At 62.3% G+C, this 16,200-nt stretch carries 16 protein-coding genes; 3 read left to right on the top strand and 13 right to left on the bottom strand.

The genetic code is table 11. The annotated features are described in order from the left end of the window. Nucleotides 1-9: 9 nt before the first annotated feature. Nucleotides 10-921: a pyridoxal 5'-phosphate synthase lyase subunit PdxS gene (gene pdxS, locus AC2JAJ_RS07430; RefSeq protein WP_363960496.1), complete on the bottom strand. Its 912-nt coding sequence runs from the start codon at nucleotides 919-921 to the stop codon at nucleotides 10-12. A gap of 190 nt (nucleotides 922-1,111) precedes the next feature. Between pdxS and AC2JAJ_RS07425 the strand changes: the two genes are divergently transcribed. Next, complete coding sequence (locus AC2JAJ_RS07425) at nucleotides 1,112-1,621, top strand: DUF3830 family protein (protein ID WP_174182169.1); 510 nt, start codon at nucleotides 1,112-1,114, stop codon at nucleotides 1,619-1,621. A 67-nt stretch (nucleotides 1,622-1,688) separates the two neighbouring features. On the opposite strand, the gene AC2JAJ_RS07420 is transcribed toward AC2JAJ_RS07425, so the two are convergent. The 3 genes from AC2JAJ_RS07420 to AC2JAJ_RS07410 are packed head-to-tail and all read right to left on the bottom strand — an operon-like array spanning nucleotide 1,689 to nucleotide 5,358. Beyond that, nucleotides 1,689-2,924, bottom strand: a complete 1,236-nt coding sequence (locus AC2JAJ_RS07420; protein ID WP_363960499.1) for a M20 family metallopeptidase — start codon at nucleotides 2,922-2,924, stop codon at nucleotides 1,689-1,691. Then, entirely contained in the window at nucleotides 2,921-4,174 is a 1,254-nt protein-coding gene (locus AC2JAJ_RS07415) for an aminotransferase-like domain-containing protein (RefSeq protein ID WP_486416316.1), read from the bottom strand. Before AC2JAJ_RS07415 ends, AC2JAJ_RS07420 begins: the two co-directional genes overlap by 4 nt. Nucleotides 4,175-4,176: 2 nt before the next feature. Then, complete coding sequence (locus AC2JAJ_RS07410; protein WP_363960502.1) at nucleotides 4,177-5,358, bottom strand: M24 family metallopeptidase; 1,182 nt, start codon at nucleotides 5,356-5,358, stop codon at nucleotides 4,177-4,179. Nucleotides 5,359-5,505: 147 nt separating this feature from the next. On the opposite strand from AC2JAJ_RS07410, the gene AC2JAJ_RS07405 reads away from it, so the two are divergent. Further along, nucleotides 5,506-6,783, top strand: coding sequence for an aspartate aminotransferase family protein (locus AC2JAJ_RS07405; RefSeq protein ID WP_486416317.1), 1,278 nt, complete (start codon nucleotides 5,506-5,508; stop codon nucleotides 6,781-6,783). Nucleotides 6,784-7,280: 497 nt separating this feature from the next. Then, on the top strand, nucleotides 7,281-8,399 hold the full coding sequence (locus AC2JAJ_RS07400) for an MFS transporter (protein WP_363959129.1): 1,119 nt from the start codon (nucleotides 7,281-7,283) through the stop codon (nucleotides 8,397-8,399). A 734-nt stretch (nucleotides 8,400-9,133) separates the two neighbouring features. Here AC2JAJ_RS07400 and AC2JAJ_RS07395 read toward each other — a convergent pair. The 9 genes from AC2JAJ_RS07395 to AC2JAJ_RS07355 all read right to left on the bottom strand — a co-directional run bounded on the left by AC2JAJ_RS07395 (nucleotide 9,134) and on the right by AC2JAJ_RS07355 (nucleotide 16,131). Continuing rightward, a complete protein-coding gene (locus AC2JAJ_RS07395) occupies nucleotides 9,134-9,463 on the bottom strand; it encodes a pyrroline-5-carboxylate reductase dimerization domain-containing protein (protein ID WP_486416318.1) in 330 nt (109 codons plus the stop codon). Nucleotides 9,464-9,540: 77 nt separating this feature from the next. Further along, nucleotides 9,541-9,903, bottom strand: coding sequence for an NAD(P)-binding domain-containing protein (locus tag AC2JAJ_RS07390; protein WP_486416319.1), 363 nt, complete (start codon nucleotides 9,901-9,903; stop codon nucleotides 9,541-9,543). A 77-nt stretch (nucleotides 9,904-9,980) separates the two neighbouring features. Further along, nucleotides 9,981-11,306 carry a flavin monoamine oxidase family protein gene (locus tag AC2JAJ_RS07385; RefSeq protein ID WP_486416320.1) on the bottom strand — a complete coding sequence of 442 codons (1,326 nt, stop codon included), beginning with the start codon at nucleotides 11,304-11,306 and terminating at the stop codon, nucleotides 9,981-9,983. Nucleotides 11,307-11,377: 71 nt separating this feature from the next. Next, a complete protein-coding gene (locus AC2JAJ_RS07380) occupies nucleotides 11,378-11,806 on the bottom strand; it encodes a universal stress protein (RefSeq protein WP_486416321.1) in 429 nt (142 codons plus the stop codon). A 117-nt stretch (nucleotides 11,807-11,923) separates the two neighbouring features. Continuing rightward, on the bottom strand, nucleotides 11,924-12,781 hold the full coding sequence (locus AC2JAJ_RS07375; RefSeq protein WP_486416322.1) for a substrate-binding periplasmic protein: 858 nt from the start codon (nucleotides 12,779-12,781) through the stop codon (nucleotides 11,924-11,926). A 57-nt stretch (nucleotides 12,782-12,838) separates the two neighbouring features. Further along, a complete protein-coding gene (locus AC2JAJ_RS07370) occupies nucleotides 12,839-13,501 on the bottom strand; it encodes an amino acid ABC transporter permease (protein WP_486416323.1) in 663 nt (220 codons plus the stop codon). Next, complete coding sequence (locus AC2JAJ_RS07365) at nucleotides 13,501-14,148, bottom strand: amino acid ABC transporter permease (protein WP_486416324.1); 648 nt, start codon at nucleotides 14,146-14,148, stop codon at nucleotides 13,501-13,503. The genes AC2JAJ_RS07370 and AC2JAJ_RS07365 overlap by 1 nt, the downstream gene beginning before the upstream one ends. 7 nt (nucleotides 14,149-14,155) lie before the next feature. Further along, a complete protein-coding gene (locus AC2JAJ_RS07360) occupies nucleotides 14,156-14,947 on the bottom strand; it encodes an amino acid ABC transporter ATP-binding protein (RefSeq protein ID WP_486416325.1) in 792 nt (263 codons plus the stop codon). Between the two features lie 503 nt (nucleotides 14,948-15,450). Beyond that, a complete protein-coding gene (locus tag AC2JAJ_RS07355; RefSeq protein ID WP_486416326.1) occupies nucleotides 15,451-16,131 on the bottom strand; it encodes a GntR family transcriptional regulator in 681 nt (226 codons plus the stop codon). Nucleotides 16,132-16,200 lie beyond the last annotated feature (69 nt).

Here is a 16,200-nt window from a genome sequence, read left to right as displayed (position 1 = left end):
TAAAGGGGGTTACCAGCCGCGTTCGGCGAGGCGGTGCGGCTGCGGGATTTCGTCGACGTTGATGCCCACCATCGCTTCACCCAGGCCGCGGGAGGCCTTGGCGAGGACATCGGGATCGTCGAAGAAGGTCGTGGCCTTCACGACGGCGGCCGCGCGCTGGGCGGGATTGCCGGACTTGAAGATACCCGAACCGACAAACACGCCGTCCGCGCCGAGCTGCATCATCATGGCAGCGTCGGACGGGGTGGCGATGCCGCCGGCGGTGAACAGGACCACGGGGAGCTTGCCGGCAGCGGCAACTTCCCTGACCAATTCGTACGGGGCCTGCAGTTCCTTGGCCGCGACATAGAGCTCGTCCTCGGGCAGCGCAGCGAGCTTGGCGATCTCCGAGCGGATCTGGCGCATGTGCCCGGTCGCGTTGGACACATCCCCGGTGCCGGCCTCGCCCTTGGAGCGGATCATCGCCGCGCCCTCGTTGATGCGGCGCAACGCCTCACCGAGGTTGGTGGCACCGCAGACGAAGGGAACGGTGTACTTCCACTTGTCGATGTGGTTGACATAGTCGGCCGGGGTCAGGACCTCGGACTCGTCAATGTAGTCCACGCCCAGGGACTGCAGGACCTGGGCTTCGACGAAGTGGCCGATCCTGGCCTTGGCCATGACCGGAATGGAGACGGCGTCGATGATCTGGTCGATCATGTCTGGATCGGACATCCGGGACACGCCGCCCTGGGCACGGATATCGGCCGGAACGCGTTCCAGCGCCATCACAGCAACAGCACCGGCATCTTCGGCAATGCGGGCCTGTTCGACGTTGACGACGTCCATGATGACGCCGCCCTTGAGCATCTCAGCCATGCCCCGCTTCACGCGGCCGCTGCCCGTGACCCTGTCGTATGCCACTTGTTCGCCGTGGAGCATGAGTATCGCCTTACATGTACGAGGTAGATTGTTGACAATAATACACTGCCACCAGCCGTAGCGCATCTTTTGGACACCAAGGCAGTTTGGTAGGATTGTTGACAACTGTGATCCTACCCACATAGTCTCAACGCGACCTATATAAGCACCGTGCACCTGCGGCGTGCACTAAAGGAAGACAGGCAGAAACATGGCTCGTTACATCAACATCACTCTCGAGAAGCGGGGAGTGACCTGCAAGGCGGTCCTACTCGACGACGTTGCGCCCCGCACGAGCAATGCAGTCTGGGACGCTCTACCACTAAGCAGCCAGGTATTCCATGGGAAGTATGCCCGTAATGAGATATACAACCTCGTCCCGGCTTTCGCTCCTAAGGAGCCCGGCGCCGAGAACACCACGGTGACGCCGATTCCCGGCGACGTCTGCTACTTCACGTTCACGTCCAATGACCTGAAGACGCCTTCGCACGGGTACGAGGCGGACTCAGGGACTGATGAAGTCCAGACCATCGTCGACCTCGCCGTTTTCTACGGGCGGAACAACCTGCTGCTCAACGGCGACACGGGTTGGGTTCCCGGAAACGTCTTTGCCACCATTGTTGAAGGCCTGGATGAGATGGCGGCGGCTTGCCAGGATATCTGGATGGGCGGTGCCCGGGATGAGACGTTAACCTACAGCCGCGCTGAGGACTCTGAATAGCCACCCCCAAGAAACGACGAAGAACGGCCGAGGGCGCTACATGCCGTCGGCCGTTCTTCGTTTTACGTCAGCTATGCCCGTGCCTGAGGCACATGAGTGCATAGGCGCGGGCCGCCGCCACAAGCTCTGCGATCTTCACTGATTCATTGACCTGATGGGCCTGGTCGTTGAGTCCGCCGGGCCCCATAACGATGGTGGGGACGCCGAGGTCACGGGCAATGAAGCCACCATCACAGGCTGCGGTCCAGCCCGTCACGGCACTGTCTACGCCGGCATCGGCCAGGGCGGCCACTGAGTTAGCCACCAGGGGGTGGACCTCAGGGGTGCGGAAGCCCGGCATGTCCATGATGACCTTTGCTTCCACCGTGATGCCGTCCGTATCAATGCCTGCGCCGTTGATCTGGCCAAGGAGCTGGTCAAGGATCACTTGGGCGTTCTCATCGGGCATGAGCCGGCGGTCCAGGGAGACGGTGCATTCGGCTGCCACCATGGATGTTCCCGTGCCGCCGCGGATGAGGCCTGTGTTCCAGCTTCCGGCACCAAGGAGCGGATCCATTGCCGATTGGAGTCGGGCGTGATCCGCGCGGACCAGATCTAGAATCCTCGCCGCGGAGTCGATGGCGTTGCGCCCATCAGCGGGACGCCCCGAATGTGCGGATTTGCCAGTGATTTTTAGCTCGATGTAGCTGTCGCCACGGCAACCGATAACCGTTTCCAGGTCGGTGGGTTCGGCGACAACGCACCCTGAGTAGGAAAAATGAGGATCCGCCAGCGCTGCCGGCGTGTAGGCCCGAATGCCAATACCCAAGTCCTCTTCGTCCACAGTGCAGGCCAGCGCGGCGTTGCCGCGCAACTCCGCGCCCGCGTCCTTGAGGGCCTTCAAAGCTATAAGGACCGCGGCCAACCCGCCCTTCATGTCCGTGGAGCCGCGGCCGAACAGCCGTCCGTCCCGCACGTACGGCGCAAACGGCGGCTGCTCCCAACCGCTACCGGCGGGCACCACGTCGGAGTGGCCCAGAAACAGCAGCCCCGGCTGAGGTCCGCCCGGCAGGACGGCGGTGAAGTTGGGACGTCCCGGCGCGACGGTCTGGGCCGACACGTCAAGGCCTGCATCCAAGCTAAAGCTTTTCATGACCGCCACTGTTGCTTCTTCGGTGCCACCAGGGTTTTCGCCGCCGGCTGCCACCAGCGCTGTGGTCAGTGAGACGAGCTCCGCTTCGTTTATTAGGTCCAGGACCTTCTGTTCGAGGTTCTTGCCCGCAGAATCCTGCTGGCTATCCTGCCCGAGAGCAGCGGTTTTCACGCGCTGGCTCCCTCTTCCAGGGCCGCGAGCTCACGGTCCATCGCACGGCGGAGGCGGATGATGCCTTCCTCTGCCCGCTCGGGAGTGGTGGACGCGAAGCAGAGCCGCAGCGCGTCCCCAAATTTTCCGCTGGCGGACAGTGCCGGCCCAGGGATGAAGGCGACTCCCTCCGCCAGCGCCGTCTCGAAGAGCTTGCTCGTGTTGATCCTCGCGTCTTCGCCTTGGAGGGTGAGCCAGAGAAAGAATCCACCTTCGGGGTCAGTGGTGGTGATCCTGCTGCCGAGATTGCGGTGCAGGCTTTCCTGCATGGCGTCCTTACGCCTCTTGTACTCCGAGCGCAGGCCGGCAAGATGGTTGTCCAGGCCGCCGCGACGGATGAATTCGGCCACGATGTGCTGGGCAGGGACGTTGGTGCAGGTGTCCATCGCCTGCTTGGCATTGATAACCAACTGGCGCAGGGACGGATCAGTGTCAACCCAGCCCACCCGCAGCCCCGGGGCCAGGATCTTGGAGAACGTCCGGACGGAAAAGAGCAGTGGATCACCGGGGCTCAACGCCTGGAAGGAGGGCAGATCCTCACCCTGAAAACGGAGCAGGCCATACGGGTCATCGTCGATGATGACGGCATTCCACTCGTGGGCCAGCTCCAGCAGCTGGTGGCGGCGGGACAGCGTGAGGGTGACACCGGACGGGTTCTGGAAATTGGGGATGGTGTAGATGGCCTTGGGGGTACGGCCAGCAGCTGCTACCAGATCCGGAAGGGCCTCGACGATGAGACCGTTCTGGTCCATAGGCGCCTCAAGCAGCTCGGCCCCGTAGCTCAGGGCGGTGCCGCTGCCGTTGGTGTAGGTGGGACTCTCAACAATCACCAGGTCGCCAGGGTTGATGAAGATCTTGCAGGCCAGGTCAAGACCCTGCATTCCGCCGGCGGTGATCGTGACGCGCTCCTCGACGGTAGGGTCAGAGGTGCCAGCCAGGTACTCCACGAGGGCTTTCAACAGCACCGGCTCGCCTTCGGTGGCGCCGTAGGTCAGGGAGCTGTGGTCCATGACCTTGTCGGCGATGTCCCGGAATTCTTCCAGCGGCACGGCCTCGTCAGCGGGCGAGCCCATGGCAAACCGGACAATGTCATGCGTCTGGGCTGCCAACAGGGACGTGCTGGAGTCGATGACCGAACCGACCAGGCCGACAGCTCGGTCTGCTAAGGGAAGGGCAGCGGGGGAACGGGTCCCAAAGTGGTTGATCGTCATGGCTAGGCGCCTTTCTGGATGAGGTCACGGGGGAAGCTGGTGAAGGTTTCCACGCCGTCGGCAGTGACGCGGATGGATTCTGAGAGTTCGTAGCCGTAGTTATCCATCCACATGCCGCCGATCAAGTGAAAGGTCATGTTCTCCGCAAGGATGGATTCATCCTCGGAGCGGATGGAGATAGTGCGCTCGCCCCAATCCGGCGGATAACCGACGCCAATCGAGTAACCGATGCGGGAGGGCTTTTCCAGGCCGTACTTGGCCAATGTCCAGTTCCAGGCCCGTGCCAGTTCGCGGACGGGGACACCGGGCTGCACTTCGGTCAGCACCGCGTTAAGGCCGTCCGCGACGGCGTCCGCCAGCTTTTCCAGACGTTCCGGCTTCTTGCCGAGCACCATGGTACGCGCCAGGGGTGTGTGGTAGCGCTTGTGGGCACCGGCCAGTTCGATGACCACGGCCTGATTCACCTCGAAGCGGTCCTCGCTCCAGGTCAGGTGAGGGGTGTCCGCTGCTTCGCCTGTGGGGAGCATAGGCACGATGGCCGGGTAATCTCCGCCTACCCCTCCTGCGCCTTTGATCTGGGCTTCGCTGATGGCTGCGGCGGCATCACACTGACGGACGCCCACATCGATCGTCTCGACGGCGGCCTGCATGGCAGCCATGCAGACCTGCGCCGCTCCGCGCATCAGCTGGATCTCGGCCGGGGACTTGATCGAGCGGACCCAGTTGACTAGCTCAAAGCTGTCCACCAGGGACCACTCCGGGATCGCATTAAGCAAGGAGCGGTAGGCCTTGGGGGAGAAGAAGTGGGAATCCATTTCCAGGCCCACGCACCCCTTCGCCGCCGGGGCTATAAGGAAGCGCTCACGCAGGGCGAAGGCCACCCAGTCGAAAGGATGGACATGCGGTCGGTGTACGTACTGCTCCGGGTAACCGATGATGCAGTCCTGGGGAAGCCATGTGGTACGGAAGGCGCCGCCCGCGTCCATTGCCCGCGTAAAGAGGAGCATGGGTCCGCTCGCCGGCACAAAAACCAGCTGCGGGGTATAAAAGGACCAGGCGTTGTAGCCAGTGAGATAGTAAATATTGGCTGGATCAGTGACCAGCAGGGCGCCCAAGCCTTGCTTTTCCATCCGCAACCGTACGCCAGCTAGACGCGCCGCGTACTCCTCTTCGCTGAAGAGCAAAGCACACCTCCAATGGGGCTTAGTAGATTGTCTACAATGTAGCCCTGTGGGAGGAATCACACAAATCTGCCGGGATGGAGCAGCAACAACAACACTCTAACGTTTGATTGTTGACAATAGGATGATGTGATGCGCATCATTGGATGCATGACTTCTCTTAGCCCTCTTCTGAAGCAAGCGACCCCGCTGGTTGTTGATCATGCCCTTGGCAGCTGGATTCATGCGACTGATGGAAAGTCGTATCTTGATTTCACTACCGGCATCGGTGTGACGAGCACGGGTCATTGCCATCCGCGGGTAGTGGAGGCTGCCCGCGAGCAGGTGGGGAAGATCATCCACGCCCAGTACACCACGGTGATGCACAAGCCCTTGCTGGCGCTGACCGAGAAGCTTGGTGAGGTACTGCCCGAAGGCCTGGATTCGGTGTTTTACGCCAATTCCGGATCGGAGGCCGTTGAGGCCGCGATCCGCTTGGCGAGGATGGCCACGGGCCGGCCGAACATTGTCGTGTTCCAGGGCGGTTTCCATGGCCGGACGGTGGCGGCGGCGTCGCTGACCACTGCCGGAACGAAGTTCTCTGCCGGTTTCTCCCCCCTGATGTCCGGGGTGCACATGTCCGTCTTCCCGTACGCCTACCGCTACGGCTGGGATGAGGCGGCCGCGGTGGAATTCGCGTTGAAGGAACTGGACTACCTGTTCCAGACCCGGACCGCGCCTAACGATACTGCAGCGTTCCTGATCGAACCGGCCCTCGGTGACGGCGGATACCTGCCCACCCCGGCGGCGTTCCTGGAAGGACTGCGCGAACGCGCCGACCGGCACGGCATCCAGCTGATCTTCGATGAAGTCCAGGCAGGCGTGGGCCGGATGGGCAAGTTCTGGGGACACCAGTACTCCACCGCAACCCCGGACATCCTGATCACCGCCAAGGGCATCGCCTCCGGGTTCCCGATCTCCGCCATAGCCGCCTCCACCGAGCTGATGTCCAAAGGCTGGCCCGGGTCCCAGGGCGGAACCTACGGCGGGAACGCTGTCTCTGCCGCCGCCGGCGTCGCCACCCTCGATGTCGTCCGCGACGAAGGGCTCGTCGAGAACTCCCGGATCCGCGGCGAGCAGCTCCAGACCGGACTCAAAGACATCCAGGCCCGCTTCCCCGTCATCGGCGATGTGCGCGGTAAAGGCCTGATGCAAGGCATCGAATTCACCACCGAAGACGGCACCCCCGACGCCGCAACCGCAGCAGCAGTCCAACAGGCCACCACCAACCACGGCCTGCTCACACTCACCTGCGGACCCGCCGGCAACGTCGTCCGCCTCATCCCCGCCCTCATCGTCACCGCCGAAGAAATCACCACCGGCCTCGAACGCTTCGAAAACGCCATCGCCACCGTCACCGCAGCCGCTCCTGTTCTGGCAGGAAGGTAGTCATGCAAGGTCTCTCCAGCACCGGCCGTGACAATGCAGACCCTCGACGGGTGTAGATCAAGAACGCCCTTCAGGTACTAGATTTAGCGGATTGCGTCGCGGACCCGCAGGTACCTGCATGTGATCAAACTGGTGTCCGGAATACCTTTCGGTCTCTTTGCTGTTGATTCCATGCTGGCAGGTCGACCTGACAGCATGGAATCAAGACGGCCAGGGCGTGGCCAGCGATTGCTGGATTCCCGGCGAGCAGGTACAGGCTCATGAACCGCCAGTTTGCCGTAGCTATAAGCGAATTAGCCAAGGGATTCCGGTTCTCGGTGTCTTTCCGATCCATTTGCCGGAATTTCTTCACGGGGATGAAGCATAAGCCTGCCCCGCCGCACCGCGGAGGTTTTCGGACCCGTGAACTGCACTGAACGTTTGTGTTTCTCCAGAATCTTGGGCAAGCACCGCTGGCCGGGCTGGAGCCCGAAACTTCCATCCGAAAGGGCCTACTGATGGTGTTCACAAGCGGTACGGGCACCAGTCGGCGGCAGTCACGAGGCGTTATCAGCTTGGCGGGAGCCGCTGGTGGCGCATTTGCAAGCTTCTATTGCTTCTACTCCGGCGCGCCGCTCATCTATACCACCGCCCGGGAACCTGCAGGGGTGGTAGTGGGAGTACTGATGGTGGTTGTGGTCCTCATCCAGCCTTTTGTCCTGGCAATAGGCCCTTGGACGCGGAACCGTGCCCGGGTGGTCAGGATGTCATTGCTGGCCATTGCCGCCGGACTGGCCGCGTTGCCCTTCGGAGTCCTCTGGCCAGGCCTAATCCTCCTAGGGGTCGGGTTTGGGGTCTTCGTGGTAACCGCCACAGCATGGGCCAAGGAGCTCGCCGCCCCGGAACATGTGGGCTGGGCATTAGGCGTCTACGGCTTCGGTTCAGCAATCGGTGGTGCTGTTGGAGCGCCCGTCGGGCTCCTCCTGGCCGCGCGTTTCGGTGCATCGGGTGTGGTCCTGGGAGGGACAGTGTTCGCTCTCCTGGCAGTCCTGCCTGTGCTGGCTGTGGCCAAGAACATCGCCTACAACGGGCCGGCGCACCTGGCACGGCTGAATTCGCCGGCATCTCCGATCACCGACGGCGTATCATCGGGTGTTGGTCTCCCAAACGTGGCCGCCGTCCTCGTGGTGCTGGTGATCCTGGCAGTCCACCTGCTGGCCGTCGTTCTGTATGCCGCCGTGCTCTCCTCGGCGGCGTCCCTGGTCACGGGGACAACTGCTATCGCTGCTGTGTTGGCGGTTTTCGCAATCCAGAGCACTGTCGCGCTCGGACGCCTGGCCAGTGGGGCGTTGTGCGATCACTCATCAGCTGTCGGCACCGCTGCCAGCGCGGCCGTTCTGTTGGTGATTTCCGTCGCCTGCTTCGCCGTCCCCGGTTCAACCCCGCTGGTAAAGATCGGAGCCAGCGCCGCGGTCGGCGCTGGAGCAGGCATGATCCAGACTGCCGCATTGACACTAATGATGCGGCGTGCGCAAACGCCGGCCCGGACAGAGCAAGTGAGTGCCGCCTGGAACATCGCTTTCGACCTCGGTCTGGGCGCCGGAGCAGTCATCGCCAGTATCATGACCCTTGCCTGATCGCCTTAGGACACTCCAGGCTGCAAACCCGTCGTCAATTCCTTGCCGCCCACCTACCTTCCGACCTCGGAGTCCGCTGCCGACAGCCGCAACCCACGCTTTCGGGCGTGAACAGCATGAGCTCCTCACATGCGTACTGACGGACGTACCCGATCCGCTTTCCGGTCACTGGCTCCTCCAAACCTCACTCTGCCAAGTTGAGTTCAGCTCGCCCTAAGATGAGGTTTAGAGGTCAAGCCTGTCAGCCATGCTCGTCCAGTTAGCTTGTGCCCTGCAACCCACTGGCTCCTCGATGAGTAATGCACTGAAAGTGGAGCACGCCCGGGCTGTCTTGGGCCGCTCCCCCGCCTATTTTCATTCGCCGATAATGGATATTCCGTCAACTTGGCACGGCCGGCAAACCCGTGCGTGCTGACCACACGGCCGGAACTGGAGCCCCTCTGAGCTGGGGTCAATTCAGGTTATCCACGGCTGGAAGTAGGAGCCGTTGGGGTAGGTCCCTGGAAGCAGTAGCGATGGATAACTTATAGGAATTGTCCACGGCCGTGGGCGGAAGCAGCACACTTCATCATGGGGGAGGGGAGAACCAACTCCCACCGTTTTACATGCGGCACGGACACGTTTGTCAGGTTTGGGTGTACCCAATCTGGTCGGGTTCGGAGTGGACCGATCGACCTCTTTACCTTGGGCGCTGTTGCTGAACGGGAGGGGGACCGCAATAGGAACGGCCCTTTTCAGGTGCGTGAGAGCCGTGCGAGGACCGCATCTAGACCTTCGCCCACCGCGGTGAAGGTGCCTTGCGAGGTGAGGTGCTTTGCGAATTGTTCGTTGAGGCCTCCTTCTGTCGTGTGCGCGCGGGCCAGGGTACTGAAATCGACGTCTGTAGTGTCCATTTCCTCAGACAGTTCCCTGAATGTGGCGGCGACGTATCGACGGGCATCTCTGCCGGCCACTCCATGGGCAGCGAGCCAGTCGGCGATGGTGCCGAGGTAGTGAAAGTAGGCTTCTACGGTCGCCGATGCCGCAGAAACTGCTTCGTATGCGAGTTCATCGGTAAGTTCCAATCGCCCGCCGAGTCTGTCGTAGAGGTCGCGTGCAGCTTCCGTAGAGGGGTAGATCGGCGTAACGCTGGATCGTGTGGCTACTGCTGGCGCGGGGATGCTTCGTGCGATGTCCTTGGCAGGTAGACCAGGTTTTGCAGGACGGTCAGGTTTACCCCTGCCATGGCACTGACGACTCCCTGGGTTTTTCGAAATGCCAGTGGCCCGAGCACTTCCTGTGCCTGGTGCGGTAGTACGCACAAAACGATCACGTCGCTCTGGTCGACGACCTCTTGGTTGGTTGAAGCAATCGTGACTGTTCGGAAACGTGCGGCGAGATCACTGGAACGCGTTTGGCTGCGCGGTGACAGCACCACCTGTGGGGGTTCCCTGACGTCTTCACACAGGCCCGTGACGATCGCGGAGGCAATAGACCCGACGCCGATTATTCCGAAGACCGTCATTAGGAGGAGGTCCTTTCAAGAAGAGAAGGTCGTTGCAGAATCAGGGCATGGCTTGGGCGCTGTGGTGCCCAAGCGGGTTATGCCTGCTGCTTTGCGGGTTTCATGGCGGCGCGTATTTGGGCTGCAACCCGTTCTCCTTCGGAGTAGGCCCCATGGGTGCCGGCGGTCTCCGAGGTATAGTCGCCGGCGAAGTGCAGCCATCCGACGGGGTGCTGGAGTTCGGGACGGGCTGATGCCCGTTCCGGGCTGAGCAGGGCGAAACAGTGTTGCCAGGTTTGGGCGTGCACGCCGAGCACCCGGCCGCGAAGCTCGGGAGCCACCGTGTACACGTCCTCCATCCAGTCCATGATGTGTTCCTCGTTGTCAGCAAACCCAGGCAGGTAGCCCGACGAATTTCCGTAGCAGGTCAGCTGGAGGATGTTCGCCTTGCGTGTCTCCTCGGTACCTCCTGGAATGGGGTTGATGATGGCGTCAAAGGGCATGCCGACCGTCACGATGAAGGCCCAGTCCCTGAGCTTGGGCAGCCCTTCAATATCGGCGACGATGTTGAGCGTGGTGCTGCCTGGACTTGCTACCTTTTTCAGTGCTGCAGTCTTCCAGTCCGGCAGGCTCTTGACGATGTCGGGAACCACCGGGGCGGGGACGGCCAGCACAACGTGCTTGGCCGTGAGCTTCTGCAGGCCTTCCTCACCGGTGACGGTGACCTCGTAGAGCTGTTCTTCGAGCGGGACCACGTTCGTGACGTGGGTGTTGCAGCGCAGTGTGTGGTTGGGAAGGTGTTTGAGCAGTGCCCGGGGTATGGCTTGCATGCCTGCCAGCGCGAATAGGCGGTTGTTCTTCTCTCGGGCGAGGTAGCTGGCGAAGTAGCGGAGGGCGTACTTGGCGGAGAGGTTGGCCGGATCACCTACTGCGCCGCCCCGGATGGCTGTGGTGATGATGTCCTGGACGGCCGGCTGCAGGCCGATCAGGCGTTCAGCTACGGTCTCTTCCGATAGCTTGCCCAGTTCGCCGGCAGGTGTCCGGGCAGATACATAGTCCTGGTATTCCGTGAGGGAAGCATCAATGAATTTCAGGAGTTCTGTCTTTTCGGACTCGCTGATATTGAGGCCGGCTACAACGTCTTCATTGGTTCTGGCCACAACGGTCTTGCCGTTGACGTGAATCCCGTAGGTTTCCGGGATGAACGGAACGGTAGCGATTCCCAGCTCGTTGACGAGCTCTTCGGTTTTGGTGTCTTTGTAGACAAACATGGCACCGGAATTGGCGGCGGTTCCGGCGAGGGGGACCGTGTGTGCCCTGCCGCCAATGTCAGGGCCGGACTCCAGGATGAGGACGTCCAGGCCAGTGTCCCGCAGATGGTACGCGGTGCTGAGTCCCGCCGCGCCGGCTCCGACAATGATCACGTCATGCAATATGGGCTCCTGATGAAATTCTGACTCGAGACTTGGTGTGGGTGCTTACGGCAGGCGCGGGTTCAGTCCGCGTCGTAGGTGTTGGCGATGTAGACGTCGCAGGGGGCGTTGTGGGCAACGCTGTTGGCCACGCTTCCGAGGACCCGTCCGATGCCCTGCATGCGGCGGTTGCCCACCACGATCATGCGTGCTTCTTTGCCGATCGCTTCCCTGATGATGGCATCGGCTGGCCTGCCGTGCGCTGCGGAATAGGTGATGTTGATGTCCCCGCCCAGGGTGTCCGCGACTGCCCGGGCGACGTGTTCGGCCTTGTCTGCGTCTGATACGAGCCATTTGTTGCTGCCGCTGCCGAACACCTGCGAGCGTTCGCTGTCGAAGGCCGAGACCACGTGAAGGGTTGCTCCCAGCGCCGATGCCAGGTCCCTTGCGGCCTCTGCTGCCTTCCTGGCCGTTGGGCTGCCGTCCACCCCCACAATGATGGTTCCGCTCATGTGCATGCTCCTTTGCTTGCTTTGCTTTCAAACTCCGATGTAGGGCCCCAAGGGGACGCCGCATAGGGCGGCGCCGGAGAAGACATTCCGGCGCCGCCCTGTGCGAGAGGTGTCGGTTTAGAGTTCGGTGGGTGCCCCCGGCTCGCCGACGGAGGGGTCAATGCCGTACTTCTCGAGGATCTTCTTGATGGTTCCGTCTTCACGGAGCTTCTTGATGTCCTCGTCCAATGCCTTGCCGAGAGTGTCATTGTCCAGGCTGGAGGGCAGCATGACCTGGCCGACCGCGGCGAACTGGGGGACGTTCGGGTTGGGCTTGACGGCGATCACCTGTGCGCCCTCGATGGGGGCGTCCTTGAACCGGTACTTGGCGGATGCTGCTGACGCGACGAGGGCGTCGATGCGTCCGGCTTTCAGGTCCGAGTAGATGGATTCGTCGTCCTGGTAGATCTTGAACTTGTCGCCAAGCCACTTGGACATGCTGTCGTTCCAGAGGTTGCCGGCGACCGAGCCTACGACTTTGCCCTGAAGGTCGTCGCTGGTCAGGCCCTTGGTGGAGACGATGGCCTGTGGGTCGCTCCACAGCGGGGTGCTGAGGTAGACGATCTTGGTGCGTTCCTTGGTGCGCAGCCAGTTTCCCGATCCGATGTCCACGCGCTTGGCCTGCACGGACGGGATGACTGCTCCTGCACCGCCGGAAGTGCTGACGGTGAGCTTGAGGCATTCGAGCTTCGCGATCTCGTTGATCAGGTCGCCTTCCATGCCGGTGACGTTGTCGCCCTGCAGGATCGTGGCGGGTGCGTAGTCGTAGCTCGCGACGCTGAGCTCGCCCTGGTTGATGGTTTTAAGGTCTGTGTGGGCGGCCTTGCAGTCGCTTGAGCTGCTGGCTGTGTTGGTGCCGCCGCAGGCGGAGAGGCTGATGGCGAGCAGACCGGCGGCGGTGCCGGCCGAAAGCGCGCGCACGAGAGTACGGGACATGGTTTTCTCTTTCTTGTTGAGCTGGTGGGGTGAATCCCCGGGGATGGATGGAAAGGTTTAGTTGCGTTGCAGGTGCCGTCCGAGGCGTTGTTCCAGGATCCGGACGAGGCCGAGGAAGACAAGGGTGAGGGATCCGTAGACGATGGCGGTGAGGGTGTAGACGCTGAGGTATTGGAAGGTGATGGATCCGATTTCGAAGGCTTTGGACATCAGTTCGGGTACGGCGATCACGAAGGCTAGGGCGCTGCCTTGGAAGATCAGGACGGCGAGTCCGGCCAGTGGCGGGGTGGAGATCCGCAGTGCCTGAGGGAGAATGATGAGCCGGAAGCCGGTCCAGCCGCGCAGCCCTGAGGTCAGTGCCGCTTCCCGTTGTCCCAGGGGTACCGCCGCGATCCCGGCCCGGAAGTACTCCGAGGCGTAAGCGCCGGTGTTCCAGCTCAGCGCTATGACCGCTGTGGTGAACGACGTCAGGGTAATGCCGGCGTCGGGGAGGCTGAAATACATCAGGTACAACAGCACCAGGGCTGGAAGGCCGCGACCGATCTCCACGAAGAAGAATGAGATCCACTGCAGGGGCGCGATTTTCGCGGCGGCCATGACAGCAAACAGCAGGCCGAGCGGGAAGCCGAAGAGCAGCGACAGCCCGGTCAACTGGAGGCTGATCATGAGGCCCGGAGTGAGGGCGGGCATCCAAGCGAGCCATTGGGTGAAGATGTCCATCACGCCACTCCGATCTTCCTGCGCAGCGTGAGGTCGACCCGCCGGGAGATGAGGGCGACGATGAGGCTGATGACGATGTACAGGGCACCGGCGACGACGAATGACAGCAGGCCTTCGTGCGTCTGCTTGGCGCTTTGCTGCGCGTAGTAGGTGATCTCACGCACGCCGATAGTGGAGGCCAGGGCAGAGTCCTTCAGCAGACCGATCCCATAGGTGGCGATCGCGGGCAGCGCGACCCGGAACGCCTGCGGTGTGATGATATGCCCCACCGTGGTGACCGAGCTCAGGCCGAGCGCGTGGGCCGCCTCACGTTGACCGTCCGGGATGCTCAGCAGTCCCGAGCGGTAGATCTCGGCCATGAACGCCGAGGCGATGACTGAGAACCCGATAATTGCGGCTTGGATGGTGGTCAGCCTCAGTGCGAACTGGGGCAAGCCGAAGTAGATCAGGAACAACCAGGTGATCGGTGGGATGACCCTGACCAGGTTGATGTACAGGGTGGCGATAGCCCGAATGGGAGCTATCGGTGAGCGGGCAGCGCCGACGAGCACCAGGCCGATGATGCCGCCGAACAGTAGTGATGCGCCGGTGACGTAGAGGGTGAGTCCAACGCCCTGGACGATCGAGGACAGCAGTTGCGTGATCATCCCCGTCTCACCTGTCCAGTACGGCTTTGAGGAACTGCCGGGTGCGTTCGTTCTCTGGGTCAGACATCACTTGGTGGCTGGGTCCGATTTCCAGCACGCCGCCGTTGCCCATGACCATGATGCGGTTTGAGACGTCCCGGGCGAAGTGCATCTCGTGCGTGACCACAAGCATGGTCATGCCTTCGTCGGCCAGGTCACGCATGACGGCGAGGACTTCCAGGCCGATCTCGGGATCCAGAGCCGAAGTGGGCTCGTCGAAGAGCATCACCTTCGGGGACAACGCCAGGGCCCGGGCGATCGCGATGCGCTGCTGCTGGCCTCCGGAAAGGCGGGCAGGATAGGCCTTGGCCTTCTCGGGGAGGCCCACCCGCTTCAGCAGCCGGTTGGCGACCTCTTCGGCCTGCTCCTTGCTCGATCCCAGCACCTTGCGCTGTGGCAGGGTGATGTTCTCCATGACGGTGAGGTGCGGGAACAGGTTGAAGCTTTGGAAGACCATTCCGGTGACCCGGCGAAGGTGATCAAGGCTGGCCTTGTCCGGCAGCTTCCCGCCGGCCACGACGTGGGCCCCGCCGATGGAGATTTCGCCCTCGGTGGGGGTCTCCAGGTAGTTCAGGCAGCGCAGGAAGGTGCTCTTGCCAGCCCCTGAGGGGCCGATGATGGAGACAACTTCACCTTCGTTCATGGTCAGATTTACATCCGACAACACGCGAGTTGCCCCGTAGCTCTTGCCGAGTCCGGAGACCACGACGCCTCCAGAGAGCGCGAGCCGGGGAGCTTTCGTGCCAAAGCTTAAGCCCATCTTCGTTTCCTTCAAGTAGCGGACGCCTTGACCCTGAGAGTCGGTCCAAGCTGGGTTTTCAGGGGAGCGTGACTTGCTGATCGCCGGTAACAGTGCTTGCCGGCTTGTGGTCTAAGTCACTGTAGCCAGCCCGCTGCGCCCTGTCTAGATCTGTGATCACATTTCTTTGCCGAAGAGGCTTCCCGGTCCTACGCATCGCCCGACTGCCCCACGTTCCCAATCCGGATAGGGGACGTCCTGCGGGGACGTCCTGCCCGGGCAGGCGCCGCAGCGCCACACCCGCGCCCGCCATCGAACGGATCACACTGAGCCGTCGCCGCGCTCCGCCCCCGGCGTGATGCCGCCGGTCCGGACCGGCGGGAGCGGTGCCCTCACTTCATATCGTCTAAGACCAGCCCAGGGAGAACGTGGCCGGGCCGTCCAGGCAATAGCGTAGCCAGCCCACCCGTGCAAGGTGGCCTGTCCCCTGGTATCCCGGCAGGCCTACCGGGGGATATCAGGCTCTAAGCAGAGCTCTGGTCGGCCAGGCGGGCCTTGATCCGTTCGCTGGCGTCCAGGAGGGAGGCACTGTTTACTGCCGCCGCCGCAGTCGGATCGCTGTTGCGGGCAGCGGTAATGAGATCCTGCTGGTACCGCCACAGCGAGTCGTCGTTACCGTTGTCGAGCGAGCCCTGGGCGCCCACGATCTTGTAGGCGCGGCACTGTTGCCACAGGCTCCTGATCATCTGGAGCAGCACCGGGTTGCCGGCGGCCTGGTACAGGATGGCCAGCATTGCCTCGTCATGGTCCAGCGTGGGGATGACCTGCCGCTCGTCGATCGCCTTGCGCATGAGGTCGTACTCGGCCTGCATACGGTCGCAGTCCTCCGGGCTGACGTTTTCGCTGCCCAGTCGCGCCGCTTCGGTTTCCAGCAGCCGCCGAACGTCGTAGACGTGGATCAGCTCCTCGAAGGTTAAGGTCTTGACCACCGCACCCTTGTGCGGCTCACGCTCGGCGAGCCCGATCTCCTCCAGCCGCCGGATCGCCTCACGGACAGGCATGACACTCGTCCCTACTTGCTCGGCCAGGTCGCGCACCTTGAGGCGGGAACCGGAGGGAAGGTCTCCGCTCAGAATCGCGGCGCGGATCATCGAATAAACCTGATCGGTCAGCAAGGTGGGTTCTGCGCGCTGGGATATGACCACAGATCAAATATACGGGTGAGCCGGGAGGGCTCCGCCTTGGTCTGCCCGGCCAGTCCAAAAGATTTTACC

The sequence above is a fragment of the Arthrobacter sp. MOO21 genome (assembly GCF_057369995.2).
Note: the sequence above shows the minus strand (reverse complement) of the source record. Positions and strands in the feature narration are given on the sequence as shown.

Coding starts and splice junctions, on each gene's coding strand:
- AC2JAJ_RS07415 (WP_486416316.1), bottom strand. CDS start 4,174: ATGACGATCAACCACTTTGGGACCCGTTCCCCCGCTGCCCTTCCCTTA.
- AC2JAJ_RS07365 (WP_486416324.1), bottom strand. CDS start 14,148: ATGATCACGCAACTGCTGTCCTCGATCGTCCAGGGCGTTGGACTCACC.
- AC2JAJ_RS07400 (WP_363959129.1), top strand. CDS start 7,281: ATGGTGTTCACAAGCGGTACGGGCACCAGTCGGCGGCAGTCACGAGGC.
- AC2JAJ_RS07425 (WP_174182169.1), top strand. CDS start 1,112: ATGGCTCGTTACATCAACATCACTCTCGAGAAGCGGGGAGTGACCTGC.
- AC2JAJ_RS07390 (WP_486416319.1), bottom strand. CDS start 9,903: ATGACGGTCTTCGGAATAATCGGCGTCGGGTCTATTGCCTCCGCGATC.
- AC2JAJ_RS07405 (WP_486416317.1), top strand. CDS start 5,506: ATGACTTCTCTTAGCCCTCTTCTGAAGCAAGCGACCCCGCTGGTTGTT.
- AC2JAJ_RS07375 (WP_486416322.1), bottom strand. CDS start 12,781: ATGTCCCGTACTCTCGTGCGCGCGCTTTCGGCCGGCACCGCCGCCGGT.
- pdxS (WP_363960496.1), bottom strand. CDS start 921: ATGCTCCACGGCGAACAAGTGGCATACGACAGGGTCACGGGCAGCGGC.
- AC2JAJ_RS07380 (WP_486416321.1), bottom strand. CDS start 11,806: ATGAGCGGAACCATCATTGTGGGGGTGGACGGCAGCCCAACGGCCAGG.
- AC2JAJ_RS07370 (WP_486416323.1), bottom strand. CDS start 13,501: ATGGACATCTTCACCCAATGGCTCGCTTGGATGCCCGCCCTCACTCCG.
- AC2JAJ_RS07360 (WP_486416325.1), bottom strand. CDS start 14,947: ATGGGCTTAAGCTTTGGCACGAAAGCTCCCCGGCTCGCGCTCTCTGGA.